Annotated in this window: 21 protein-coding genes; 11 read left to right on the top strand and 10 right to left on the bottom strand. The window is 58.6% G+C overall.

Annotated elements, in window-relative coordinates:
• Nucleotides 1–72: 72 nt before the first annotated feature.
• On the top strand, nt 73–1173 hold the full coding sequence (locus ACZYR5_RS13685) for a low temperature requirement protein A (protein ID WP_489090503.1): 1101 nt from the start codon (nt 73–75) through the stop codon (nt 1171–1173).
• A 349-nt stretch (nt 1174–1522) separates the two neighbouring features.
• The gene (locus ACZYR5_RS13680; RefSeq protein WP_489090502.1) at nt 1523–3061 is read left to right on the top strand and encodes a cryptochrome/photolyase family protein; all 1539 of its coding nucleotides are present in this window, start codon (nt 1523–1525) and stop codon (nt 3059–3061) included.
• 37 nt (nt 3062–3098) lie between these two features.
• Here ACZYR5_RS13680 and ACZYR5_RS13675 read toward each other — a convergent pair whose 3' ends face one another.
• A complete protein-coding gene (locus tag ACZYR5_RS13675) occupies nt 3099–3710 on the bottom strand; it encodes a dTMP kinase (RefSeq protein WP_489090501.1) in 612 nt (203 codons plus the stop codon).
• A 172-nt stretch (nt 3711–3882) separates the two neighbouring features.
• Here ACZYR5_RS13675 and tspO point away from each other — a divergent pair, with 172 nt between their 5' ends.
• Nucleotides 3883–4365, top strand: a complete 483-nt coding sequence (tspO, locus tag ACZYR5_RS13670) for a tryptophan-rich sensory protein TspO (RefSeq protein WP_489090500.1) — start codon at nt 3883–3885, stop codon at nt 4363–4365.
• On the opposite strand, the gene ACZYR5_RS13665 is transcribed toward tspO, so the two are convergent.
• On the bottom strand, nt 4321–5691 hold the full coding sequence (locus ACZYR5_RS13665; protein ID WP_489090810.1) for a heavy metal sensor histidine kinase: 1371 nt from the start codon (nt 5689–5691) through the stop codon (nt 4321–4323). The two genes, tspO and ACZYR5_RS13665, sit on opposite strands and share 45 nt — an antisense overlap.
• A complete protein-coding gene (locus ACZYR5_RS13660; RefSeq protein ID WP_489090499.1) occupies nt 5688–6359 on the bottom strand; it encodes a heavy metal response regulator transcription factor in 672 nt (223 codons plus the stop codon). The genes ACZYR5_RS13665 and ACZYR5_RS13660 overlap by 4 nt, the downstream gene beginning before the upstream one ends.
• Nucleotides 6360–6505: 146 nt before the next feature.
• Between ACZYR5_RS13660 and ACZYR5_RS13655 the strand changes: the two genes are divergently transcribed.
• Both ACZYR5_RS13655 and uraH read left to right on the top strand, forming a co-directional pair.
• The gene (locus ACZYR5_RS13655) at nt 6506–7009 is read left to right on the top strand and encodes a GlcG/HbpS family heme-binding protein (RefSeq protein WP_489090498.1); all 504 of its coding nucleotides are present in this window, start codon (nt 6506–6508) and stop codon (nt 7007–7009) included.
• Between the two features lie 10 nt (nt 7010–7019).
• Nucleotides 7020–7430, top strand: a complete 411-nt coding sequence (gene uraH, locus ACZYR5_RS13650; RefSeq protein WP_489090497.1) for a hydroxyisourate hydrolase — start codon at nt 7020–7022, stop codon at nt 7428–7430.
• A 3-nt stretch (nt 7431–7433) separates the two neighbouring features.
• Here uraH and ACZYR5_RS13645 read toward each other — a convergent pair whose 3' ends face one another.
• Nucleotides 7434–7604, bottom strand: a complete 171-nt coding sequence (locus ACZYR5_RS13645; protein WP_489090496.1) for a hypothetical protein — start codon at nt 7602–7604, stop codon at nt 7434–7436.
• 343 nt (nt 7605–7947) lie between these two features.
• Between ACZYR5_RS13645 and ACZYR5_RS13640 the strand changes: the two genes are divergently transcribed.
• A complete protein-coding gene (locus ACZYR5_RS13640; RefSeq protein WP_489090495.1) occupies nt 7948–10353 on the top strand; it encodes a glucose/quinate/shikimate family membrane-bound PQQ-dependent dehydrogenase in 2406 nt (801 codons plus the stop codon).
• Between the two features lie 108 nt (nt 10354–10461).
• Complete coding sequence (locus tag ACZYR5_RS13635) at nt 10462–11736, top strand: carbohydrate porin (RefSeq protein ID WP_489090494.1); 1275 nt, start codon at nt 10462–10464, stop codon at nt 11734–11736.
• 94 nt (nt 11737–11830) lie between these two features.
• Here the strand turns inward: ACZYR5_RS13635 and ACZYR5_RS13630 are convergent, their stop codons facing one another.
• Nucleotides 11831–12508, bottom strand: a complete 678-nt coding sequence (locus tag ACZYR5_RS13630) for a type 1 glutamine amidotransferase domain-containing protein (RefSeq protein ID WP_489090493.1) — start codon at nt 12506–12508, stop codon at nt 11831–11833.
• A 574-nt stretch (nt 12509–13082) separates the two neighbouring features.
• Entirely contained in the window at nt 13083–13391 is a 309-nt protein-coding gene (locus tag ACZYR5_RS13625) for a chorismate mutase (RefSeq protein ID WP_489090492.1), read from the bottom strand.
• 194 nt (nt 13392–13585) lie between these two features.
• Between ACZYR5_RS13625 and ACZYR5_RS13620 the strand changes: the two genes are divergently transcribed.
• The gene (locus ACZYR5_RS13620; RefSeq protein ID WP_489090491.1) at nt 13586–14053 is read left to right on the top strand and encodes a MaoC/PaaZ C-terminal domain-containing protein; all 468 of its coding nucleotides are present in this window, start codon (nt 13586–13588) and stop codon (nt 14051–14053) included.
• 54 nt (nt 14054–14107) lie between these two features.
• Here ACZYR5_RS13620 and ACZYR5_RS13615 read toward each other — a convergent pair whose 3' ends face one another.
• From ACZYR5_RS13615 to ACZYR5_RS13605, 3 genes are all read right to left on the bottom strand, one after another.
• The gene (locus tag ACZYR5_RS13615) at nt 14108–14488 is read right to left on the bottom strand and encodes a nuclear transport factor 2 family protein (RefSeq protein ID WP_489090490.1); all 381 of its coding nucleotides are present in this window, start codon (nt 14486–14488) and stop codon (nt 14108–14110) included.
• 99 nt (nt 14489–14587) lie between these two features.
• Nucleotides 14588–15847: a cation:dicarboxylate symporter family transporter gene (locus ACZYR5_RS13610; protein WP_489090489.1), complete on the bottom strand. Its 1260-nt coding sequence runs from the start codon at nt 15845–15847 to the stop codon at nt 14588–14590.
• Between the two features lie 112 nt (nt 15848–15959).
• Entirely contained in the window at nt 15960–16385 is a 426-nt protein-coding gene (locus tag ACZYR5_RS13605; protein ID WP_489090488.1) for a VOC family protein, read from the bottom strand.
• A gap of 181 nt (nt 16386–16566) precedes the next feature.
• Between ACZYR5_RS13605 and ACZYR5_RS13600 the strand changes: the two genes are divergently transcribed.
• Nucleotides 16567–17460: a LysR family transcriptional regulator gene (locus tag ACZYR5_RS13600; protein ID WP_489090487.1), complete on the top strand. Its 894-nt coding sequence runs from the start codon at nt 16567–16569 to the stop codon at nt 17458–17460.
• Between the two features lie 21 nt (nt 17461–17481).
• On the opposite strand, the gene ACZYR5_RS13595 is transcribed toward ACZYR5_RS13600, so the two are convergent.
• Nucleotides 17482–17955 carry a MarR family winged helix-turn-helix transcriptional regulator gene (locus ACZYR5_RS13595; RefSeq protein ID WP_489090486.1) on the bottom strand — a complete coding sequence of 158 codons (474 nt, stop codon included), beginning with the start codon at nt 17953–17955 and terminating at the stop codon, nt 17482–17484.
• 242 nt (nt 17956–18197) lie between these two features.
• Between ACZYR5_RS13595 and ACZYR5_RS13590 the strand changes: the two genes are divergently transcribed.
• Nucleotides 18198–19151, top strand: a complete 954-nt coding sequence (locus tag ACZYR5_RS13590) for a PDR/VanB family oxidoreductase (protein WP_489090485.1) — start codon at nt 18198–18200, stop codon at nt 19149–19151.
• A 37-nt stretch (nt 19152–19188) separates the two neighbouring features.
• The gene (locus tag ACZYR5_RS13585; RefSeq protein WP_489090484.1) at nt 19189–20256 is read left to right on the top strand and encodes a Rieske 2Fe-2S domain-containing protein; all 1068 of its coding nucleotides are present in this window, start codon (nt 19189–19191) and stop codon (nt 20254–20256) included.
• Nucleotides 20257–20352 lie beyond the last annotated feature (96 nt).

Genomic DNA, 20352 nt, shown 5'->3' with positions numbered 1-20352 from the left:
ACACCGGAACCGAGGACGAACCAACGTTAGATTCCTTCTACATCAAAGAGGTGCACACGGAGCCAACAGCGAATGAAACCCTTGAAGTATTATGACAAAAATCGACACGCCACATGGTTGGAGTTGTTTTTTGACCTGATTTTTGTTGTGACGATTGGCAAGGTTACGCATACACTCGGACATGTTCATCAAGGCCACTTTGAACATGAGCAATTATGGACATTTTTACTGCTTTTTGTTCCGTTGTGGTGGGTCTGGTCTAGCCACACGATTTACTCCAACAGGTTTGATACGGACAGTTACCTCCAACGACTGGCAACATTGTTTATCATGTTACTGCTCATTGTGCTTTCTGCACGGATTGGGGAGGAACTGGAAGTCAACTATCCGCTGGTGATTGCCTGCTATTTTGGTATACGTGCCATCATCAGCACCATGTACATTTCGTCAATACGTAATCGCGATGACCGTAGCGAATTCTCCTCCAGGCTAGGCTTCGCCCTGTTAGTTAGCGCAGTTATAAGTCTTTCATCCATTCTTTTTGACCCACCTATGCGTTACCTTGTCGCTTACATTGGGATATTTCTTGATATTCTGCTTCCTGTAGTTCCCTGGAGTAAACGAAAGCCATTGCCGGCCCATACAGAACACTTGGTTGAACGACTGGGGTTACTGACCCTTATCTTATTGGGTGAGTCAGTCATTAGCCTGTCTGGCGGGTTATCTGACATTCAATGGGATCGTTACAATGTGATGGCGGCAATCACCGGATTTGTCATGGTTTGCAGTATCTGGTGGATCTATTTTGATAGCTTTTACCTGCTCAGCAAAAATGAAAGCACTATGAGTGGGCACTCCTTAATCTATTCGCATCTTTTTCTTTTTATCGGGTTGGCACTTCTCGCAAACCTGATCAAACATGCCATCCTGAATGACGTCGCGATACGTGATTTCCAGATCATGTCAATCATCGGCATGGCCTTATTTTTCCTGGGCAAGCAATATGGCTATTTCATAGCCGTACCTAAAATAAGGAAATATATACTGCAAAACACCTTGATCGTGTTTTCTTTAGGTGGGTCAGTTATATTCCTTCCCCGCATCGAGTACATATTGGTCGGTCTAACAGCAACCATGATCTGTTATGTCCTCCTGAACTTCAGATATCGTTGAGTCTTTATTATTACGCCATAGAGCGCATCATCCACGCGCGTTCATTTTCTAAAGCGAAGGCACTGACGTGTTGCTCACTGAACAGATAGGTGTCGGTACCATCTACATAAGCGTATAGGTGGCCGGAGTACAGATGTACTCCAGTAGCATTTTCAACGGCTTCGGCCTTCCACTTCGACGATCGCCCTCATCAGATCTCGCCAGAACCTGTACAAAACACTATCCTTGTACAAGTATTCGAGCTCAATGAAGTTCGACTCACCTCCCCAGCCGCTCGATGGGTATGAATTTCAATCATTGGTCACCGTTCAGTTTTTGGCGACCTTGCGTAATCAGTGGACTCTGACTCATGAATGCGCCGCAGCGCCTCTGCCTTGTCTTGGGTGACCAGTTATCTTTCAACCTGGCCTCGTTACAGCACCTCGACCTCAAGCGCGATGTGGTGCTGTTGGTCGAGGTGATGGAAGAGGCCAGTCATGTTCCCCATCATCCGCAAAAAATCGTCCTGATCTTCAGCGCCATGCGCCACTTTGCAGAGGCGCTAAGTGAGCGCGGAGCCCAAGTGCACTACGTGACATTGAGTGATCCGGACAACAGCGGTTCGGTGCCCGGCGAGTTACATCGCTGGCAGGCACTGCTTGGGCCTGAGGAAATACACGTCACAGAGTGCGGTGACTGGCGCCTGGAGCAATCCATCAAGGACTGTGGCCTGGAAATACACTGGCATTGTGATACGCGCTTTCTCTGCACACGCGACGAATTTTCCGCGTGGGCGAAAGATAAAAAACAGCTGCGCATGGAGTTCTTTTATCGTGAGATGCGCCGCAAAAGCCGGCTATTGCTCAATGGCGACGGCAGTCCAGTCGGCGGCGCCTGGAACTTCGATGCGGAGAACCGCAAGGCATTGCCAAAGAAGGTGACGCCTCCCCCACCCGCTCGTTTCAAGCCGGATGCAATCACCCAGGATGTAATTTCGTTAGTAGCGGAACAATTCCCCAACCACTACGGCAGCGTCGACACGTTTGACTACCCTGTGACCCACAGCGAAGCGCGAGCCCTGTGGGACTATTTTCTCGACTGGGGGTTGGCAGCCTTTGGCGACTATCAGGACGCCATGGCCGCCGACGAGCCATTTCTATTTCACGCCCGTATAAGCGCCGCGCTCAACATCGGCCTGCTGGATCTCCACCAGTTGTGCAGCGATGTAGAATCGGCGTACTGGTCGGGTCACATACCGCTGAATGCCGCCGAAGGCTTTATCCGCCAGCTGATTGGGTGGCGAGAATACGTACGCGGCGTTTACTGGCTGAAAATGCCTGGCTATGCAGAGGGCAATGCGTTCGGCAATACCAGGTCGCTCCCAGAGTTCTACTGGACAGGCGAAACGCAAATGGCCTGTATGCGCCAAGCCATCGGCCAAAGTTTGAAGCATGCCTACGCGCACCATATTCAACGACTGATGGTCACCGGCAACTTCGCTTTGCTAGCCGGCATCGCTCCCCATCAGATATGCGACTGGTATCTGGCGATCTACATGGACGCCTTCGACTGGGTAGAGCTACCCAATACCCTGGGCATGGTGATGCACGCGGACGGCGGTTACCTGGGCTCCAAGCCTTATTGTGCAAGTGGCCAATATATAAAACGCATGTCCAATTACTGTAATGACTGCACCTACAAAGTGAGCGAGAGCACCACTGATAACGCGTGCCCCTTCAATTCGCTCTATTGGCATTTCCTGATGCGCCACAGCGATGCCCTGCGCAGTAATCAGCGCATGGGGATGATTTATAAGAACCTGGACCGCATGGATGATACGAAGCAAAAGGCACTATGGCACCGTGGCCAATCACTGCTCGATAAGCTGGATCGAGGTGAGTCAATTTGAAAGCGCTGCGCCTCAAGCCAACCCCAGGCGCAGTCACTCACCGAATGACACCATAAATCTCTGCCACCACTTGCATCGTCGCCTCCTCCACCGTCCCCTCATTGCGACACAACACCCAACCGTTATCGGCAACGGCGCGCTCAAACGCCCGGGTACAGGCGACCTGTTCTTCGAGTTTGTGAATCACCGTACTGCCCAACCCACGTCGGCGCGCCGCTGCCCTCGCCCACGAAAGTTCAGGATCAGTGACCACCCCGACATGCAGATCGGGCACCTGCACGTTGCGCTCGAGGTTCAACTGCAGAATCTCGGAAAACGGGATCAGCCGGCGGAATGCGGCCTCCGATGGGTACCAGCGATCGATCAGGATGATGCTGCCCTGCGGCTGCTTGGGCAGAACGTGTTCGGAGATCCAGGCCCGGCTGTCGGCAAAACGCTCGCAAACCTGCCGTTCCAGAGTCCGGTCGGGGCTGCGCACCAGTTGGTTGACGAGGGCCATGGTTTCACCCCGGAAGGGATCGCTTTTTTTCTCGCACAGGCGGATGACTTGGTGGTTTTCGGCCCGCAGGACTTGGGTCACGGCCTCCAGCAAGGTGGTTTTGCCGGCACCCTTGGGCCCATCCAGAGCAATGAACAGCGGACGATTCATGTGTCACACAACGATTGAATGGATCAGCACTCTACCTGATCGAGGCCACTGTTTCGCAGAGAACTAAAGTCATTGCGCAGAGCAAACTTCTCAGCGCAGCAGGAGTCCTCTGTATTAGCCGGCAAGCATTGAGCCGCGACTCACGACAACAGCTTTTCACTAAGGAACGGTCATGACTTTTTTCATTTTCCTCCTGGCCTGCGCCGCCGCGGCCAGCACAGGTTTCTTTTTCAAACCTGGCCCTTGGTACGAATCCCTTGCCAAACCCGGATTCACCCCACCCGCTTGGGCGTTTCCGCTGGCCTGGTCGGTCATTTACCTGTTACTCGCCTGGGCTGGGTACCGGCTGAGTTTGATGCCGGGCAGTCAGGTGGTATTGGCCCTATGGGCGGCGCAGATTGCGCTGAATACACTCTGGACCCCGGTGTTCTTCGGGGCGCACAACATTCTCGCCAGTATGCTGATTATCATCGTGCTCTGGCTGGTGGTCGCGGCAATGGTGGTGATGGCCATACGGCTGGACCTGATCACGGGCTTGATCCTGTTTCCGTACCTGGCCTGGCTGTGCGTGGCCTGTGCGCTAAATTTTTCAATCCTGCTCAGGAACCGCTCAAGCGCGTCGAATCGGGAACACCAGGCTGAAACGGGTGCCTGATTGATCGCTATCGACGGTCACTTGTCCGCCATGCAATTGCATGATTGAGCGCACAATCGCCAATCCCAGGCCACCGGAGTCGTCTGGCTGATTGCGTGACGGGTCGCATCGGTAGAAGCGTTCAAACAGTCGCGGTAGGTGTTGCGCTGCGATGGGCACACCCTGGTTGTGAACTGCGAGTTCGATGCTGTCTTCGCTCGCCAGACTGCTAATGATCACTGGCGTAGCGGGTGCCCCGTAACGCAGCGCATTGGACAGCAGGTTAGCCAAGGCTCGACGGATCAGAACTGGATCAGCCCGCAACTCGCCTTGGGCCTGATTAATCAGCGTTACTTCGCGCTCTTGGGCGACGCCTTCGAAATACTCGCAGAGTTGCTCAACCAGGTCATGGAGGTCGATGACCTGGTCATTCAAGGCTGCGTTTGAATGCTCGGTTCGGGCGAGAAACAGCATGCTGTCGATCATTCGCGCCAGACGCTCATATTCCTCCTGATTGGACACCAGCAGGTTCTGATAGTCCTCGATCGAGCGGCTGTACCTCAGGGTTTGTTGGGTATGCCCCATCAGATTACTGAGTGGCGTGCGCATCTCGTGGGCGAGGTCCTCGGAAAATCGTGATAGCTGGGCGAAACCATCTTCAAGGCGCGCGAGCATTTGATTGAGTGCACTGCTGAGGGCTTGTAGCTCACTCAGTTGATTGAATTCATTCAGGCGCAGGTGCAAATGTTGCACATCAATGGCAGCCGCGTGCCTGGCCAGCATCCGCACGGGGCGTAAACCTCGCCGACTGACCCAGCCGCCCAGTACAAACGCCAGCAATGCGCCGACCGACATGGCTAGCCAGAGCTTGAGCCGGTAAGCCGCCAGCATCTGCTCGCGCTCGCTCAGCAACTTGCCAGCAATCAGGGTAAGGCCCCGCCCTTCCTGAGTGACATCTTTCCAGGCCAGTCGTACTGACAACGAAGCATTACCGTCCGCCAATCGAGCCTGGGAGGCGGCAGGCAACGTGGGCAGGCTCATGTTTACCGGATTGATTTCGATCAGCACCTGCCCCCTGTCGTCGACAATCCACAGCAGATTGTCACTGTTGCCCAGCATGTTTTCGTAGAGCTTGGGTCGATTGCGCAGTTGCTCGATGCTGGCGCTGTCGTTGATCAACGCTTGCACGCGCTCCAGGCGACCCAGCAACGCCTGGTCATCGCGCCAGGCAATTTCTCGTTGCAGCGACTGATACAGATAAAAACCGATAGCGCCCAGCAGCAGCACACTGACCAGCGCGAACATCATCGCCAGGCGCAAGCTCAGGGCACGGGGATAGAGTTTCAGGATTGCACCTCGAGCATGTAGCCGATACCGCGCACGGTATGGATCAACTTGCGTGGGTAAGGATCGTCAACTTTGGCCCGCAAGCGGCGAATGGCGACATCGACCACGTTGGTATCACTGTCGAAGTTCATGTTCCAGATCTGCGAGGCAATGAGCGAGCGCGACAGCACTTCCCCTTCACGACTGACCAACAGATGCAGCAGGGCAAACTCCTTGTTGGTCAGGATCAAGCGTTCACCATTACGGGTGACCTTGCGTTGCAACAGATTCAGGCTCAGATCGGCCACCAGAAAATGCTCGACCTCACGTGGAGGACCGCGGCGCAACAAAGTGCGGACGCGGGCCAGCAGTTCGGCATAGGAAAAGGGTTTTACCAGGTAATCATCGGCCCCCAACTCCAGGCCTTTGACCCGGTCATCCACCGAATCCCGTGCGGTCAGAAACAGCACCGGGGTCTGCCACTTGCGCCGAATGATTTGCAGCAACTGCCAACCGTCCAGGCCCGGCAACATGACATCCAGAATGATCAGATCGAATTCACTTTCCTGCACCAGATGTTGGCCATCCAGCCCGTTGAGGGCGATCTCTACCGAATAGCCGGATTCAGTCAGGGCTTTTCGAAGGTAATCAGCCATTTTCGTTTCATCTTCCACCACCAGGATGCGCATTTTTTCCTCCAGGACTGGTGCATAGGCTAGCCCGGTTCGCTGCGTTCTTTCATTACATGTTGGTAATCAAGGGGTAATCATCCTGACGGGGTGGGCTGGGCATGATGCCGGGCATTGACCCAGCCAGAATCAACCAAGGAAAAAACATGCGTACCCGCCTACCAACTTCATTGCTGATCACCCTGGCAATGACCTCCGGATTCGCCGTTGCAGCCCCGGATCAAATTGCCCAGCGCAAGGACGTATCACTGGCGCTGGCCAACGATTTGTTGAATGCCGCACTCACCGCCTGCCACGCCGATGGCCGCACAGCCGTGGCCGCCGTGGTTGACCGCGGCGGCAATCTGGTTGCCGTGCAACGGGATGACGACGTCGGTCCGCACAACACCCTGGCGGCGCAACGCAAAGCCTATACCGCCCTGTCGACCAAGACCTCCACGCGGTTGTTGGCAGAACGTGCTCGTGCCAATCCGGATGCGGAAAACCTCAACACCCTTGATGAACTGTTACTGCTCGGTGGCGGCGTGCCATTGAACGTCGAGGGGCAAGTCATCGGCGCCATTGGCGTAGCCGGTGCCGGCGGCGCGGCCAACGATGAAGGCTGCGCAATGGCCGCCATCAACAAAGTCCTACCTACCCTCAAGCACTAAGGAGATCTCCATGACTGTATTGAAAAGCTTGTTCGCTGGCGCGCTGTTGAGTGCCATTTCATCCATTGCCCTGGCGGCAGCCAATCCGTTGAGTGTGCACGTCCTCAACTTGCAGGATGGCCTGCCCTCCCCTGGGGTCAATGTCACCCTGGAAAAACAGGATGGGAAAAACTGGGACATGCTCAACAGCGCGGCGACTAACGAGCAAGGTCGCGTCACCGGACTTTATCCGCAAGGTCGGGATCTGGAGAAAGGCACCTACCGTGTCACCTTCAAAACCGGTGAGTGGTACAAGGCGCACAACACGTCCAGTTTCTTCCCCGAAGTACCGGTCATATTCGAAGTGGACGGCACCGTCCCGCACTACCACATCCCGTTGCTGCTCAGCCCTTATGGCTTTTCGACTTACCGGGGGAATTGAGGGTCATGATTGCTGCGTTTGTGCCGGCTTCGTCCCCAGCAGGCTGAGTCCCACATAGACCAGCAAAAAAACTGTAGGAGCGAGCCTGCTCGCGATGAGGCTGAGGACGCCGCGTGCATTCAGGATGCGCGCGTTATCGTTGGCGCCCATCGCCACAGTGCGACGATTCGACAAGCTGGCTCCTACAATTCCTGGCCGCAGCACTGGACTCAAGCAAGTCCAAGAAACGACGCGACGATGGCGATGACCACCACCAGGCCAATGATGTAGATGATGCTATTCATGAGTGTTACCTCTCGATGGCAAGTAAAAAAGCCGTACAGGATGACCCTGAGTCCCTCCTAGCATGGGACGGAGGCGACAAAAGCAGAGTTCAACGCTATTGATAAGAGGTACTGCAGATTCTTCGATCAGGCACGACCACGACCTGCGAAGCACCCTCGACCGTGAATTTGTGGTTTAACTAGATAGTTACCTATCTATATACTGACCGCCTCATTTCAACGGGACATTCAACGTGAAGCACAATCAACGCCTCTCGGGCGTAGCGAAATTCATCGTGATCGGGCTGGGGGTGATCATCGCCCTGCTCGGCCTGGCACTGGCGGCGGGCGGCGTGAAGCTGGTCAGCCTGGGCGGGTCCTGGTACTTCCTGGTGGGTGGCCTGGTGATGGCTGTTGCCGGCCTGCTGGTCGCCCGCGGCAAGCCTTCCGGCGCCTGGTTGTTCGCCGTGTTCCTGCTGGGCACGGCGATCTGGGCGGTGAGCGATGCCGGGCTGGTGTTCTGGCCGCTGTTCTCGCGCCTGTTCATGTTCGGCGCCGTGGGCCTGGCGGTGACCCTGGTCTATCCCCTGCTCAAGCGCGCCGATGGCGGTGTTGCCGGTCGCGGCGCTTATGCGCTCGCTGGCGTACTGGCGATTGCCCTGGCGGTGGCTGCGGGCAATATGTTCGTCGCCCACCCCACGGTGGCTGCCAACGGTACCGGCCCGGGCCTGACGCCTGTGGAGCCGGCCAAGGCGCAGAAGGACTGGGCGCATTACGGCAATACCGAAGGCGGCAGCCGTTTCGCCGCGCTGGACCAGATCAATCGCGGCAACGTCGATAAGTTGCAAGTGGCCTGGACCTACCACACCGGTGACGTCGCCGAGAGCGATGGCAACGGTGCCGAAGACCAGCTCACTCCCCTGCAGATCGGCAACAAGGTGTTCATCTGCACCCCGCACAACAACCTGATCGCCCTCGATGCCGACAGCGGTAAAGAGCTGTGGAAAAACTCGATCAACGCCCAGTCGAAAGTCTGGCAGCGCTGCCGTGGCATGGCGTATTTCGATGCCACCCAACCGATTGCCCAGCCGAGCAGCTCGACCATCATCGAGGCGCAACCGGCGGCAGCAGCCAACTGCCAGCGCCGTTTGCTGACCAACACCATCGACGCCCGCCTGATCGCGGTCGATGCCGACACCGGCGAGTTCTGCCGGGGTTTCGGCAACAACGGCCAGGTCGATCTCAAGGCCGGTCTGGGTGATGTGCCGGACAGCTACTACCAGTTGTCTTCCGCGCCACTGATGGCCGGCACCACGGTGGTAGTCGGCGGTCGTGTCGCCGACAACGTGCAGGCCGACATGCCTGGCGGCGTGATCCGTGGTTTCGACGTGATCACCGGCGCCCAGCGTTGGGCGTTCGATCCGGGCAACCCGCAGGATCGCAATGCACCGGCCGAAGGCAGCACCTATGTGCGCAGCACCCCGAACAGCTGGGCGCCGATGTCCTATGACCCGGCGACCAACACCGTGTTCCTGCCGATGGGCAGCTCGTCCACCGACATCTACGGTGTAGAACGCAGCAAGCTCGATCACACCTACGGCGCCTCGATCCTCGCGCTGGATGCCAGCAGCGGTGAAGAACGCTGGGTGTACCAGACCGTGCACAACGATCTCTGGGATTTCGACCTGCCGATGCAGCCGAGCCTGATCGACTTCACCAAGGACGGCAAAACCGTGCCGGCGCTGGTCATCGGCACCAAGGCCGGGCAGATCTACGTGCTCGACCGCGCCACCGGCAAGCCGCTGACCGAGGTCAAGGAAGTACCGGTCAAGGCCGCCAACATCCCCAACGAGCCCTACTCGCCGACCCAGCCAAAATCGGTGGGCATGCCGCAGATCGGCGCCCAGCACCTGAGCGAGTCGGACATGTGGGGCGCCACCCCGTATGACCAACTGCTGTGCCGCATCGACTTCAAGGGCATGCGCTACGACGGCCTGTACACCGCGCCGGGCACCGATAAATCCCTGAGCTTCCCGGGTTCCCTGGGCGGGATGAACTGGGGCAGCATCTCCACCGACCCGGTGCACGGATTCATCTTCGTCAACGACATGCGCCTGGGCCTGTGGATTCAGATGATCCCCTCGCAGAACAAAGGCCAGGCGGCGGGCGGCGGCGAAGCGCTGAACACCGGGATGGGCGCGGTGCCGCTCAAGGGCACGCCCTATGCGGTGAACAAGAACCGCTTCCTCTCGGTGGCCGGCATTCCTTGCCAGGCACCGCCGTTCGGCACCCTGACCGCGATCGACATGAAGACCCAAAAGGTCGCCTGGCAAGTGCCGGTGGGCACCGTTGAAGACACCGGTCCCCTGGGCATCCGCATGCACATGCCGATCAAAATTGGCCTGCCGACCCTCGGCGGCACCCTGTCGACCCAGGGTGGCCTGATCTTCATCGCCGGCACCCAGGACTTCTACCTGCGCGCCTTCAACAGCGGCAATGGCGAAGAAGTGTGGAAAGCGCGCCTGCCGGTGGGCAGCCAGGGCGGCCCGATGACCTACGTCTCGCCGAAGACCGGCAAGCAGTACGTCGTGATCACCGCCGGTGGCGCACGCCAGTCGACCGATCGTGGCGACTACGTCATGGCCTACGCCCTGCCATAAGCATCAGCGCTCGCCTCGGTCGCGGGCGCTCACACTGTAATCGGCGCGGCACCTGCGGGTGCCGCGTTGCATTGCGCTATCGCTGAAGATTGGATCTGGAAGATTTTCATGTTTTTCGCTGTTCGCGTTTCGACGACAGGCCTGCTGATTGGCCTGACCTGCACTACCGCCCTGCCCGCTTTTGCCGCCAACGATTCGCGCAGTACCCTGAGCGGTGACTGGGGCGGCCTGCGCCACCAGATGGAGGAAGATGGCGTCACATTGACCGGCGACTACAGCGGCGAAACCGCCTATAACGCCGATGGCGGCCTGCATCGTTCGGCACGCTACTCGCAGAACATCAAGCTCGGCGCCCGCTTCGACCTGGACAAGCTGTATGGCCTGGACAACGCGGGTAAGGTCCAGTTGAGCATCAACGACCGCCGCGGCCAAAGCGCTTCCGAGGACCTGGTGGGCAACCGCTTGCCGATCCAGGAGAACTACGGGGGGCTCTACACCCGCCTGACCGAACTCAGTTATGAACGCAACCTGCTGACCCCGGCGCTGAACGTGAAACTGGGCTACATGGCCATGGGCAACGACCTCGGTGGCCTCGACAGCGGCATCCTCTGCAACTTCATGAACGCCGGGTTCTGCGGCCATCCGCTGAACATGTCCGGCGGCAGCGGCTGGACCAACTACCCCAATGCCCACCTGGGCGTGCGGGTCAAATACGACCTGTCGCCTGCCTGGCAGTTGCGTGTCTCGGCGTTCAATGTCGACCCCGAGAGCAACGGCAACTCCAGCCGCGCCTGGCACCTGGGGCCCAAGCACACCACCGGTACCGTGGTTCCCGTCGAGTTGGTGTACAAGCGCGCCGGCGAATTGCCTGGCGAGTACAAGGTCGGCTACTACTACGACAGCTCAGACGCCAAGCGCATCGGCAGCGATGACCAGGTGTCTGGCCGTGGCGGCCATTACCTTCTTGTGGATCAAGCCCTGTGGCGTTCGCCAGCGTCCAGCGCTCGCAGCCTGCATGCCTTCGGTCAGTACTCGGCCGCCAGCGAGGCGGCCTCGCCGTTCAGCAAGTGGTACGGCACCGGCCTGGTGCTGTACCAACCGTTCGTCAGCCGCCCCCGGGATACCCTCGCTCTGGGCTACGGCCGTGCGGTGCCCAATCCACGCAGCCGCGATGTCCAGCAAGACACCGCGCAGGCCAACGGCTCGGCGTTCCCTGACCTGGACAGCGCCGAACAATTGATCGAACTGGGCTACGGCTACCAGGCCACCTCCTGGCTGACCCTGCGCCCGAACCTGCAGTACATCATCGAGCCGGGGGCGTTTTCCGGGCAGGACATCGACAATGCGCTGGTGTTTGGACTGCAGGTGAGAGCGGCGTTGTAAAAGCCTCTATAGGAGCCAGCCTGCTGGCGATTCAGGCGCCGCGGTGTTTCAGACACACCGCAATCGCGGGCAAGCCCGCTCCTACAGGTTTCCCTCACTTCAACTGAGCAAGCAGTGCCTTGGCCACTGCTTCGGAGCTGGCGGGATTCTGGCCGGTGATCAATTTGTCGTCTTCAACCACGAAGGGTGCCCAATCGGCGCCCTTTTCATAAAGCCCGCCCAGACGCTGAAACTCGTCTTCGATCAGAAACGGCACCACATCGGTCAACTGCACGGCCGCTTCCTCGCCATTGGTGAAACCGGTGACCCGGCGCCCCTTGATCAGCGGCTCGCCATCCGCCGCCCGTACATGACGCAGCGCCCCCGGCGCATGGCAGACAAAACCGATCGGCTTGCCCGCACGCTCGAAGGACTCGATCAGGTCGATGGAGGTCTGCGACTCGGCCAGGTCCCACAGAGGACCATGGCCACCAGGGTAAAACACCGTGTCGAAGTCCATCGCATTGACCGTATCGAGCTTGACGGTCGTGGCCAACGCCTGCTGGGCCGCTGGATCAGCGTTGAAGCGACGTGTCATTTCAGTCTGGGAGTCAGGCAATGCACTCTTCGGATCCAGTGGCGGCTGACCGCCTGCCGGCGACGCCAGCACCACTTCGGCACCGGCATCCTTGAACACGTAGTAAGGCGCGGCGAACTCTTCAAGCCAGAAGCCGGTTTTCAGACCGGTGTCGCCCAGTTGGTCGTGGGAGGTGAGAACCATCAGCACTTTCATGGGGTGTTCCTCTTGGTTGGCTATTGCTCGACGGTGGTGTCGAGACTCCTGAGCCGGTAGACATCGCGTTGGGCTAAATGCTCGGGAAATTTCATGAGGGTCTCGGCCATTGCAGATTTTCAAGCCCCCTGTAGGAGCTGGCTTGCCAGCGAACCAGACACCTCGGTACATCAGACACACCGCCTTCGCCGGCAAGCCGGCTCCTACAGAGTCATGCGTTGCACATTTATCCAGCGTCCACCACAGAACCTGTAGGAGCTGGCTTGCCAGCGAACCAAACACCTCGGTACATCAGACACGCCGCCTTCGCCGGCAAGCCGGCTCCTACAGAGTCATGCGTTGCACATTTATCCAGCGTCCACCACAGAACCTGTAGGAGCTGGCTTGCCAGCGAACCAGACACCTCGGTACATCAGACACACCGCCTTCGCCGGCAAGCCGGCTCCTACAGAGTCATGCGTTGCACATTTATCCAGCGTCCACCACAAAACCTGTAGGAGCTGGCTTGCCAGCGAAGGGGGAATCAGCAGCACCGCATCAACTTCATCGCTAGCAGGCTCCCTCAACCTCGGGCTTACCGAAGTACCTGGCGGCCTGCCAGATCAGCATGCGTGCGCAGCTCTTCCTCGATAAAGGCCGCGATCATCGCCCGGTAGACCCTCTCCACCACTTCAGGCGAAGCGCCGGTTTCGTCGGCCAGGGCGCGAACCTTGTGGATCACCTGCTCGACACGGGCCGGTGCACGCACGTCATCGGTGGTTTTCTTGAAAGCCGCCGCCTGGGTGACGAACTTGCCACGCTTACCCAGTAAAGCCACCACCTCGCGGTCGATTTGATCGATGTGCCGACGTACGTCCTCAATCGATGTGCATTTAACGTCCATTCTGCGTTCTCCTTTTTCCATTGTTGTACAGCCTATGCCTGAACATACGCTGCGCACTGTCCAAATCATCCAGCCAGGCTGAAGCCTGCGGACATTGTCGGGGGCGCTGGGCTGCGAGACTATCGATTCTGCGCGATCGGGCGATGCGCCGCTATCATGCCCCGCCAGAATGGACACGGAACCCAGGAGTCAACGTGGCAGAAAAAACGCTTTATTGGGAAGACCTGACGCTGAATAGAACCTGGACCGCCAGGCAATCGGCCCCCATCACCACCCAACAGATCATCGCCTTCGCCGCCGAGTATGATCCGCTCGACATGCATATGGACCCCGATCTCGCCCGCGACAGCCCGCTGGGCGTGCATTGCGCCAGCGGCATTCAGACCTTTGCGATCTCGCAACGCCTGATGTGCGATGCCTTGCTGCTGCAGACCCATGTCGTGGCGGGGGGCAAGATCGATGGTGTGCGGATGGTCGCCCCGGTGGTGGCGGGCGACCGCCTCGAGCTCTCCACACAAGTCGTTCGCTCGTTGCCACACACCCGCAACCCGGAGCGTGGATGGACGGTATTCAAGGTTGAGGTCGCTACTGCCGAGGGAAAAATCGTTTTGGTCTACGAGGTCACGATACTGGTGCTGCGACGTGACGAGTATCGGCTCTGACCGAAGCGTGTAGAGGGCGAGGGATAACCCGACTCGCCCCTGGTGAACGAAGGGTCAGGCGCTCGGATGGGTGTGGTAGATCTTGCTGACGATCGTCCACTTGCCCTCGACCTTCAGCAGGTTGAAGAAGTCAGTGAAGCAAAATCCCGAGACGTTGTCGGTATCGATCCGGGCACTGGCAGCAGTGCCGACGATGTCGATGCGCACGATGGCGGCCTTGGCGTTCGGCGAGGGATGGAAAGCGTTGTCGATCACGTCGTACAGCTTCTGGATGGCACCGCCGGTGAGCTTGCCTTCATCGACTCCAAAAATGGTCGCCTGTTCGTTGAAAGCAGGCTTCATCAATGCGCTGTCGGCCTTGGCGCCCCCTTCGTTGTACTGACTCAGCACCTCGACGATTGCGTTGTATTCCTCGACGTAGGTTGGGTTGCTCATGATTTACTCCTGATGGCATGTTTCCCCCGCGCCGTATGGCCGCGGGGATATGGAAATTCAGCTGGCAATCACCCTCAATGCTCGACTGACGACGTCGTGTCAGTTTTTTTGCGTCAGTGGGTCCAATCGGCAGGGCTCCAGATCCGCCCTCTCCCACCTGGCGATAACCAAGGGCGCAACGGCATTGCCCAGTACGTTCAAGGTCGTGGTCCCGCTGTCGATAATCCTGAAGATCCCCGCAATCAGCGCGACCCCTTCCAATGGAAGACCGGCAGAGGCCAGGGTGGCGGACAGGATGATGATGGCAAATCCAGGGACACCGGCAGCACCCTTGGAGGTCAGCACCATGGTCACCACCAGCAGAATCTGTTGCGACAGCGACAGCTCGATGCCATACAGTTGCGCGACAAAAATCGTCGCCACTCCGAGGAATATCGACGCGCCATCGAGATTGAAGGCGTAACCCACCGGCACCACGAAACTGACGATGCGCCGTGGCACGCCATAGTTTTCAAGTTTGCTCATCAACTGCGGCATGACGGCTGCCGACGCGGCACTCGAGAACGCAAGGATCAGTTCATCGCGAAAATACTTGATCAACGTGAAGATGTTCTCGCCGATCAAATAACAAATACCGCCCAGCACCACCAAGGCAAACACAATCAGTGCCAGATAGACCACGCCAATCAGCTTGAGCAGCGGCAGTAGCGAGGCAAAGCCAAAGGTCGCGACAGTAGCGCCGATCATGCCGAACACACCTATGGGCGCATACGCCATGACGATCGAGACAACCTTGAACATCGCATCAGACAGGCTCTGGATAACCGCGATGAAGGGTGCGCTTTTTTCCGGTGGTAGCGCGTTCAATGCCAGGCCCAACAGGACCGCGAAGAACAAAACCGAGAGCAGTTTCGCTTCCGACATTGCGACAACGACATTGTCAGGGACAATGTTTTGCAAGATCACCAGGGCGCCCTTGGACGGCTCCAGGGTAATTGCTGCAGCGCCATGGGATATCCCCGAAATATCCGTGCCCGTTCCGGGCTCGAACAGGTTGGCGAAACATAAGCCGATAACAATTGCCAGGCCGGTGATCGCAAAGAAGTAAGTCAACGACTTGACCCCCATACGCCCAAAGGACTTGTTATCGCCGCCGCCGGCAATGCCGAGAATCATGCAACAGAACACGATGGGCACGACCACCATCTTCATCATCTTGATAAAAATGTCGCCAAGGGGTTTCAACAGTTCAGCGCTCACCCACGCCTGATACTGCGGGTGTGTATTGAAGTACCAACCGACGAGCACGCCAAGCAATAGCCCGGCAACTATTTGCCACACCAGGGGAATACGTTTCATGTCTAGCCTTCTTGTTTGAATGAGAGGACTGCGTTTGCAGTTGCTAGAGTCATGAGCTTCCAGCTCACTTGAGATCCAACGGCACAGCAGCGCTGTGCCGGGCGTTTTTTGATTACTTGGCGAACAGCTGGCTCATATCCTTGAATGCCTTGAACTCCAGGGCGTTGCCGCACGGATCGAACAGGAACATGGTGGCCTGCTCGCCGACCTGCCCTTTGAATCGAATGTACGGCTCAATCACAAACTCGGTCCCGAATGACTTCAAGCGTTCGGCCAGGGCCTCCCACTGCTCCCAGCCCAAGATGACTCCGAAATGCGGGACTGGCACATCGTGGCCGTCTACCGGATTACTGTGGACACTCTCTTGCGAAGCGGTCTTTGGATGTTCATGAATAACCAGCTGGTGACCGAAAAAGTTGAAGTCGACCCATTGGCTGCTGGAGCGACCTTCTTCGAGCCCGAACACTTCACCATAGAAAGTGCGTGCGCCAGCAAGGTCGTAAACAGGGATTGCGAGGTGGAAAGGCGAGAGACTCATCAGAACTCCAATGGATTTTATTGTTGGTGAGGAACCGCGCATCAAGCGACGTTTAACGTTCCGCCGCCCACCGACATCAGCAATAGGCTCGTCAGCTGCCGGGGGATGGGTGCATCGTAGGACGGGCCACCCAGTAAAAAAATCAATATATATTTCTTAGAAACACAATTAATATTTGTGAATGATCAAAGAACTCAAGACACTCATCGCGGTTGCCCGGGAAGGTACTTTCGCCGCTGCGGGCAACAGGATCGGCCTGACCCAGGCGGCCGTCAGTGCGCAGATCCAACGTCTGGAGGCCGAGTTGGGCTTCGAGATTTTCGACCGCAAGGGCCGCTCGGCACACCTCAACCGAAGGGGCCATCAAGTACTCCTGCAAGCGCAAGACCTGCTTCGCCTGTATGACAACCTCGGCACGAGCACGACAGGACCGGCTGCCAGCGTCCTGGTGAACATCGGCGCCATCGCGTCAGTGCAGCGCTCCTATCTACCGGATGCCCTGGCCAGGTTTCATCGACACTGCCCGCAGTGCCGCACGCGGGTAATCCCCGGCCTGTCGATGGAGTTGGTCAACCTGGTGGACGCTGGCGAAATCGACATGGCTGCGATCATTCGCCCGCCCTTCAGCCTGCAGAGCGACCTGCGCTGGACCACACTGGCGCTTGAACCCTATCGGCTGATCGTGCCACGCGAGATGTCGGGAGAGGATTGGTCGACGCTACTCTGCAACCAGCCATTCATTCGGTATGACCGATCTTCGTTCGGCGGCAGACAGGTCGATCGTTTTCTGCGGCAGATGCATTTCACCTTGCATGAAGTGTGCGAACTGGATGAGCTGGATGCCATCGTCAAACTGGTTGAAAACGGCCTGGGGGTAGCGCTGGTGCCGCAGACAGCGCCCCATCAGGACTGGCCGCAAGGGGTACGCGCGCTCGATCTCGGACCCCACACCTTCCACCGGGATATCGGACTGGTGCACCGTTCGCGGCAGACATTGACCGAGCAGGTGCGGCACCTTGCCGAGCTTATTGCTGATCAGATAAAGATCGACCTTGAGAAGAACACCGGTTGTTGAGAGGGTCAGGGGCGTTATCCACTACCCCTGAACATCCGGCTCTATCGCATTCACCGCATCCAACTGCCCGCTCATCCGGTGCAGGAAGCCGATCAGCAGATCCACCTCGTCTTCCTTCAAGGCCGACAGCAATTGCTCTTCACGCTTGAGCGCCACCACCAGCACCCGGTCATGCAACTCACGCCCGGTAGCCGTCAGCGACACCGTGTAGCGCCGCGCGTCCTTGGCATCGACCACAGTCGAGACATAGCCGTCACGTTCCAGCGCCTGCAACGAACGGCTGACCGCACTCTTGTCCAGGCCCACCACCTGCACCACCCGATTGGCGCTGATCCGGTCCTCGACCGCGAGCATCGACAACACCCGCCACTCAACAATGCCGATGCCGAAATGCTTGCGATAGCAGGCCGACGCGCCACTCGACATTTTGTTGGTGAGGAAGGTCAGGAGCGCGGGAACGTAGCGATCCAGATTGAGGGGCGAGGCTGGGGTCATGACAAACGGTTCCTGCACGTCGATTGAATTAGTTGACACCGCAACTAAAAAGCTTAGGATGACAATCACACCACGATTGCGCGCCTGCATCATAAGCGCGCCGTACAACAATAAGAACTGCGAGGTTCCCTGCCATGACTTGCCTGTTCCCTCCTCCGCCGTCCTGATTGCCCTGCCCCGCTAATCCCGGCACACCCTCCATAGCCTTTGAAACACTGCACACCTGCGGTGGGGTCACACTCATGCTCGAAGTTTATGTTTCCCGTAAAACCCCTGAAGCTGACGGCGTCTGCAGCTTTGAACTGATCGCGGCCAATGGCTCGGAACTGCCGGCCTTCAGCGCCGGCTCCCACGTCGATGTGCAGGTCGCGCCCGGCCTCACCCGCCAGTATTCGCTGTGCAATGCCCCCCATGAGCGCGGCCGTTATTTGATTGCAGTGCTCAATGAACCCGCCTCCCGGGGCGGATCCCGGGGCATGCACGCTGACATTGCTCAGGGTTCGACACTCGTCATCAGCGCCCCGCGCAACCTGTTCGACCTGGACCTCGGCGGCCAGCGTTACCTGTTGTTCGCCGGCGGCATTGGCATCACGCCGATCCTGGCGATGGCCCACGCCCTGATCGCCGCCGGCAAGCCCTTTGAACTGCACTACTGCGGCCGCTCCCTCGAACGCCTGGCGTTCACCGAGCTGCTGGGCGAGGCGCCGTTCGCCGCCCACGTCCAGGTGCATGTCGATGACGGTCCGCCGGAGCAGCGCCTGAATGCTGCACGGATCCTCGCGGCGGCCAGCCAGGACGACCAGCTCTACGTCTGCGGCCCGGCGGGTTTCATGGCGCACATTCAGAGCACCGCCAAGGCCTGCGGCTGGAGCGATGAGCAGATCCACCGCGAGGACTTTGCCGCGCCGCCGCAGGTGCTCGAAGGTGATCAGCCCTTCGAGATCGAGCTCGCGCGCTCGGGCCGAATCCTGCAGGTTCCAGCGCACCAGACCGCCCTCGAAGTGCTGCTGGAGCACGATGTGGCGATTGAAAGCTCGTGCGAACAAGGCATCTGCGGCTCCTGCATTACTGCGCTGCTGGCCGGTGAGCCCGAGCACCGCGATCAGTGGATGAGCGCCGCGCAGCACGCTCGCAACGACAGTTTCACCCCCTGCTGTTCGCGCTCGCGCAGTCCACGCCTGGTGCTGGACCTATGACTACCGATAACAACAAGCCTGATCACTGGAGATCGTCATGAATACATCGACACTCGCCCATGAAGTTGCAGCACCCGCCGCCTTGCCGAAATTTCCGTTGAATCAGTGGTACGTTGCCGGATTCGCCTGGGAGCTCAAGGACCAGCCGCTGGGCCGGACCTTGCTTGGCAAGCCGCTGGTGCTGTTCCGCACCGCCGATGGCCAGCCGGCAGCGCTGGAAGATCGCTGCTGCCACCGAGCCCTGCCGCTGTCCCATGGCACCCTGGAAGAACGCGGCGTGCGCTGTGGTTATCACGGCCTGCTGTTCAATGGTGACGGCCAATGCCTGGAAGTGCCGGGCCAGGCGAAAGTCCCGTCGAAAGCCAAGGTCCCGGCGTACCCGGTACGCGAGCGCGATCAACTGATCTGGGTCTGGTTCGGCAATGCCGATCAACCGCAGCCCTCCAGCGAGCCGCCGGCCTATGAGTTTCACAGCAACGACGAATACCTCTTTGAAGGCGGCGCCTATCACTACGATGCGCCCTATCAGCTGATCCACGACAACCTGCTGGACCTCAGCCACCTGGGCTACGTGCACCTGCGCACCATCGGCGGCAACGCCAGCATCCACATGAACGCGCAGATGCGTGTCGACAGCGACGACACCCACGTCAAGGTCACCCGCCACATGCCCGGCTCGGTGCCGCCGCCCACCTACACCGCCGCCTACCCGTTCCAGGGCAAGGTCGATCGCTGGCAGGAAATCGAGTTCCACGTCAGCCACCTGCGGATCTGGACCGGCGCCGCCGACGCCGGCACCGAGTCACTGGATGACCCGCAACGTGGCGGCTTCCACATGCGCGGTTTCCACGGCGTGACCCCGGAAACCGAAACCACCAGCCACTACTTCTGGACCATGGCCACCAACCCCAAGGACAACCGCGAAGCCATAGCCGCCAAAGTGGTCGAACAGACGGTGCTGACCTTTGACGAGGACAAAGGGGTGATCGAAGCGCAGTACCAGAACATGCTCGAGTTCGGCGACCGGCCGATGGTCGATATCCATGTCGATGTGGGCGCCAATCGCGCCCGGAGGATTATCGAACAACTGCGCCAACAGTCCTGATGGCCCACCCATCACTGACTGTCGCCTGAACTGACCCACTGCTGCCGATCCACGCCAAGGGATCGGTATGCCGTTACCGCTCGGTGCTCCTGGCCG

The organism is Pseudomonas sp. F007, assembly GCF_057814275.1.
Note: the sequence above shows the minus strand (reverse complement) of the source record. Positions and strands in the feature narration are given on the sequence as shown.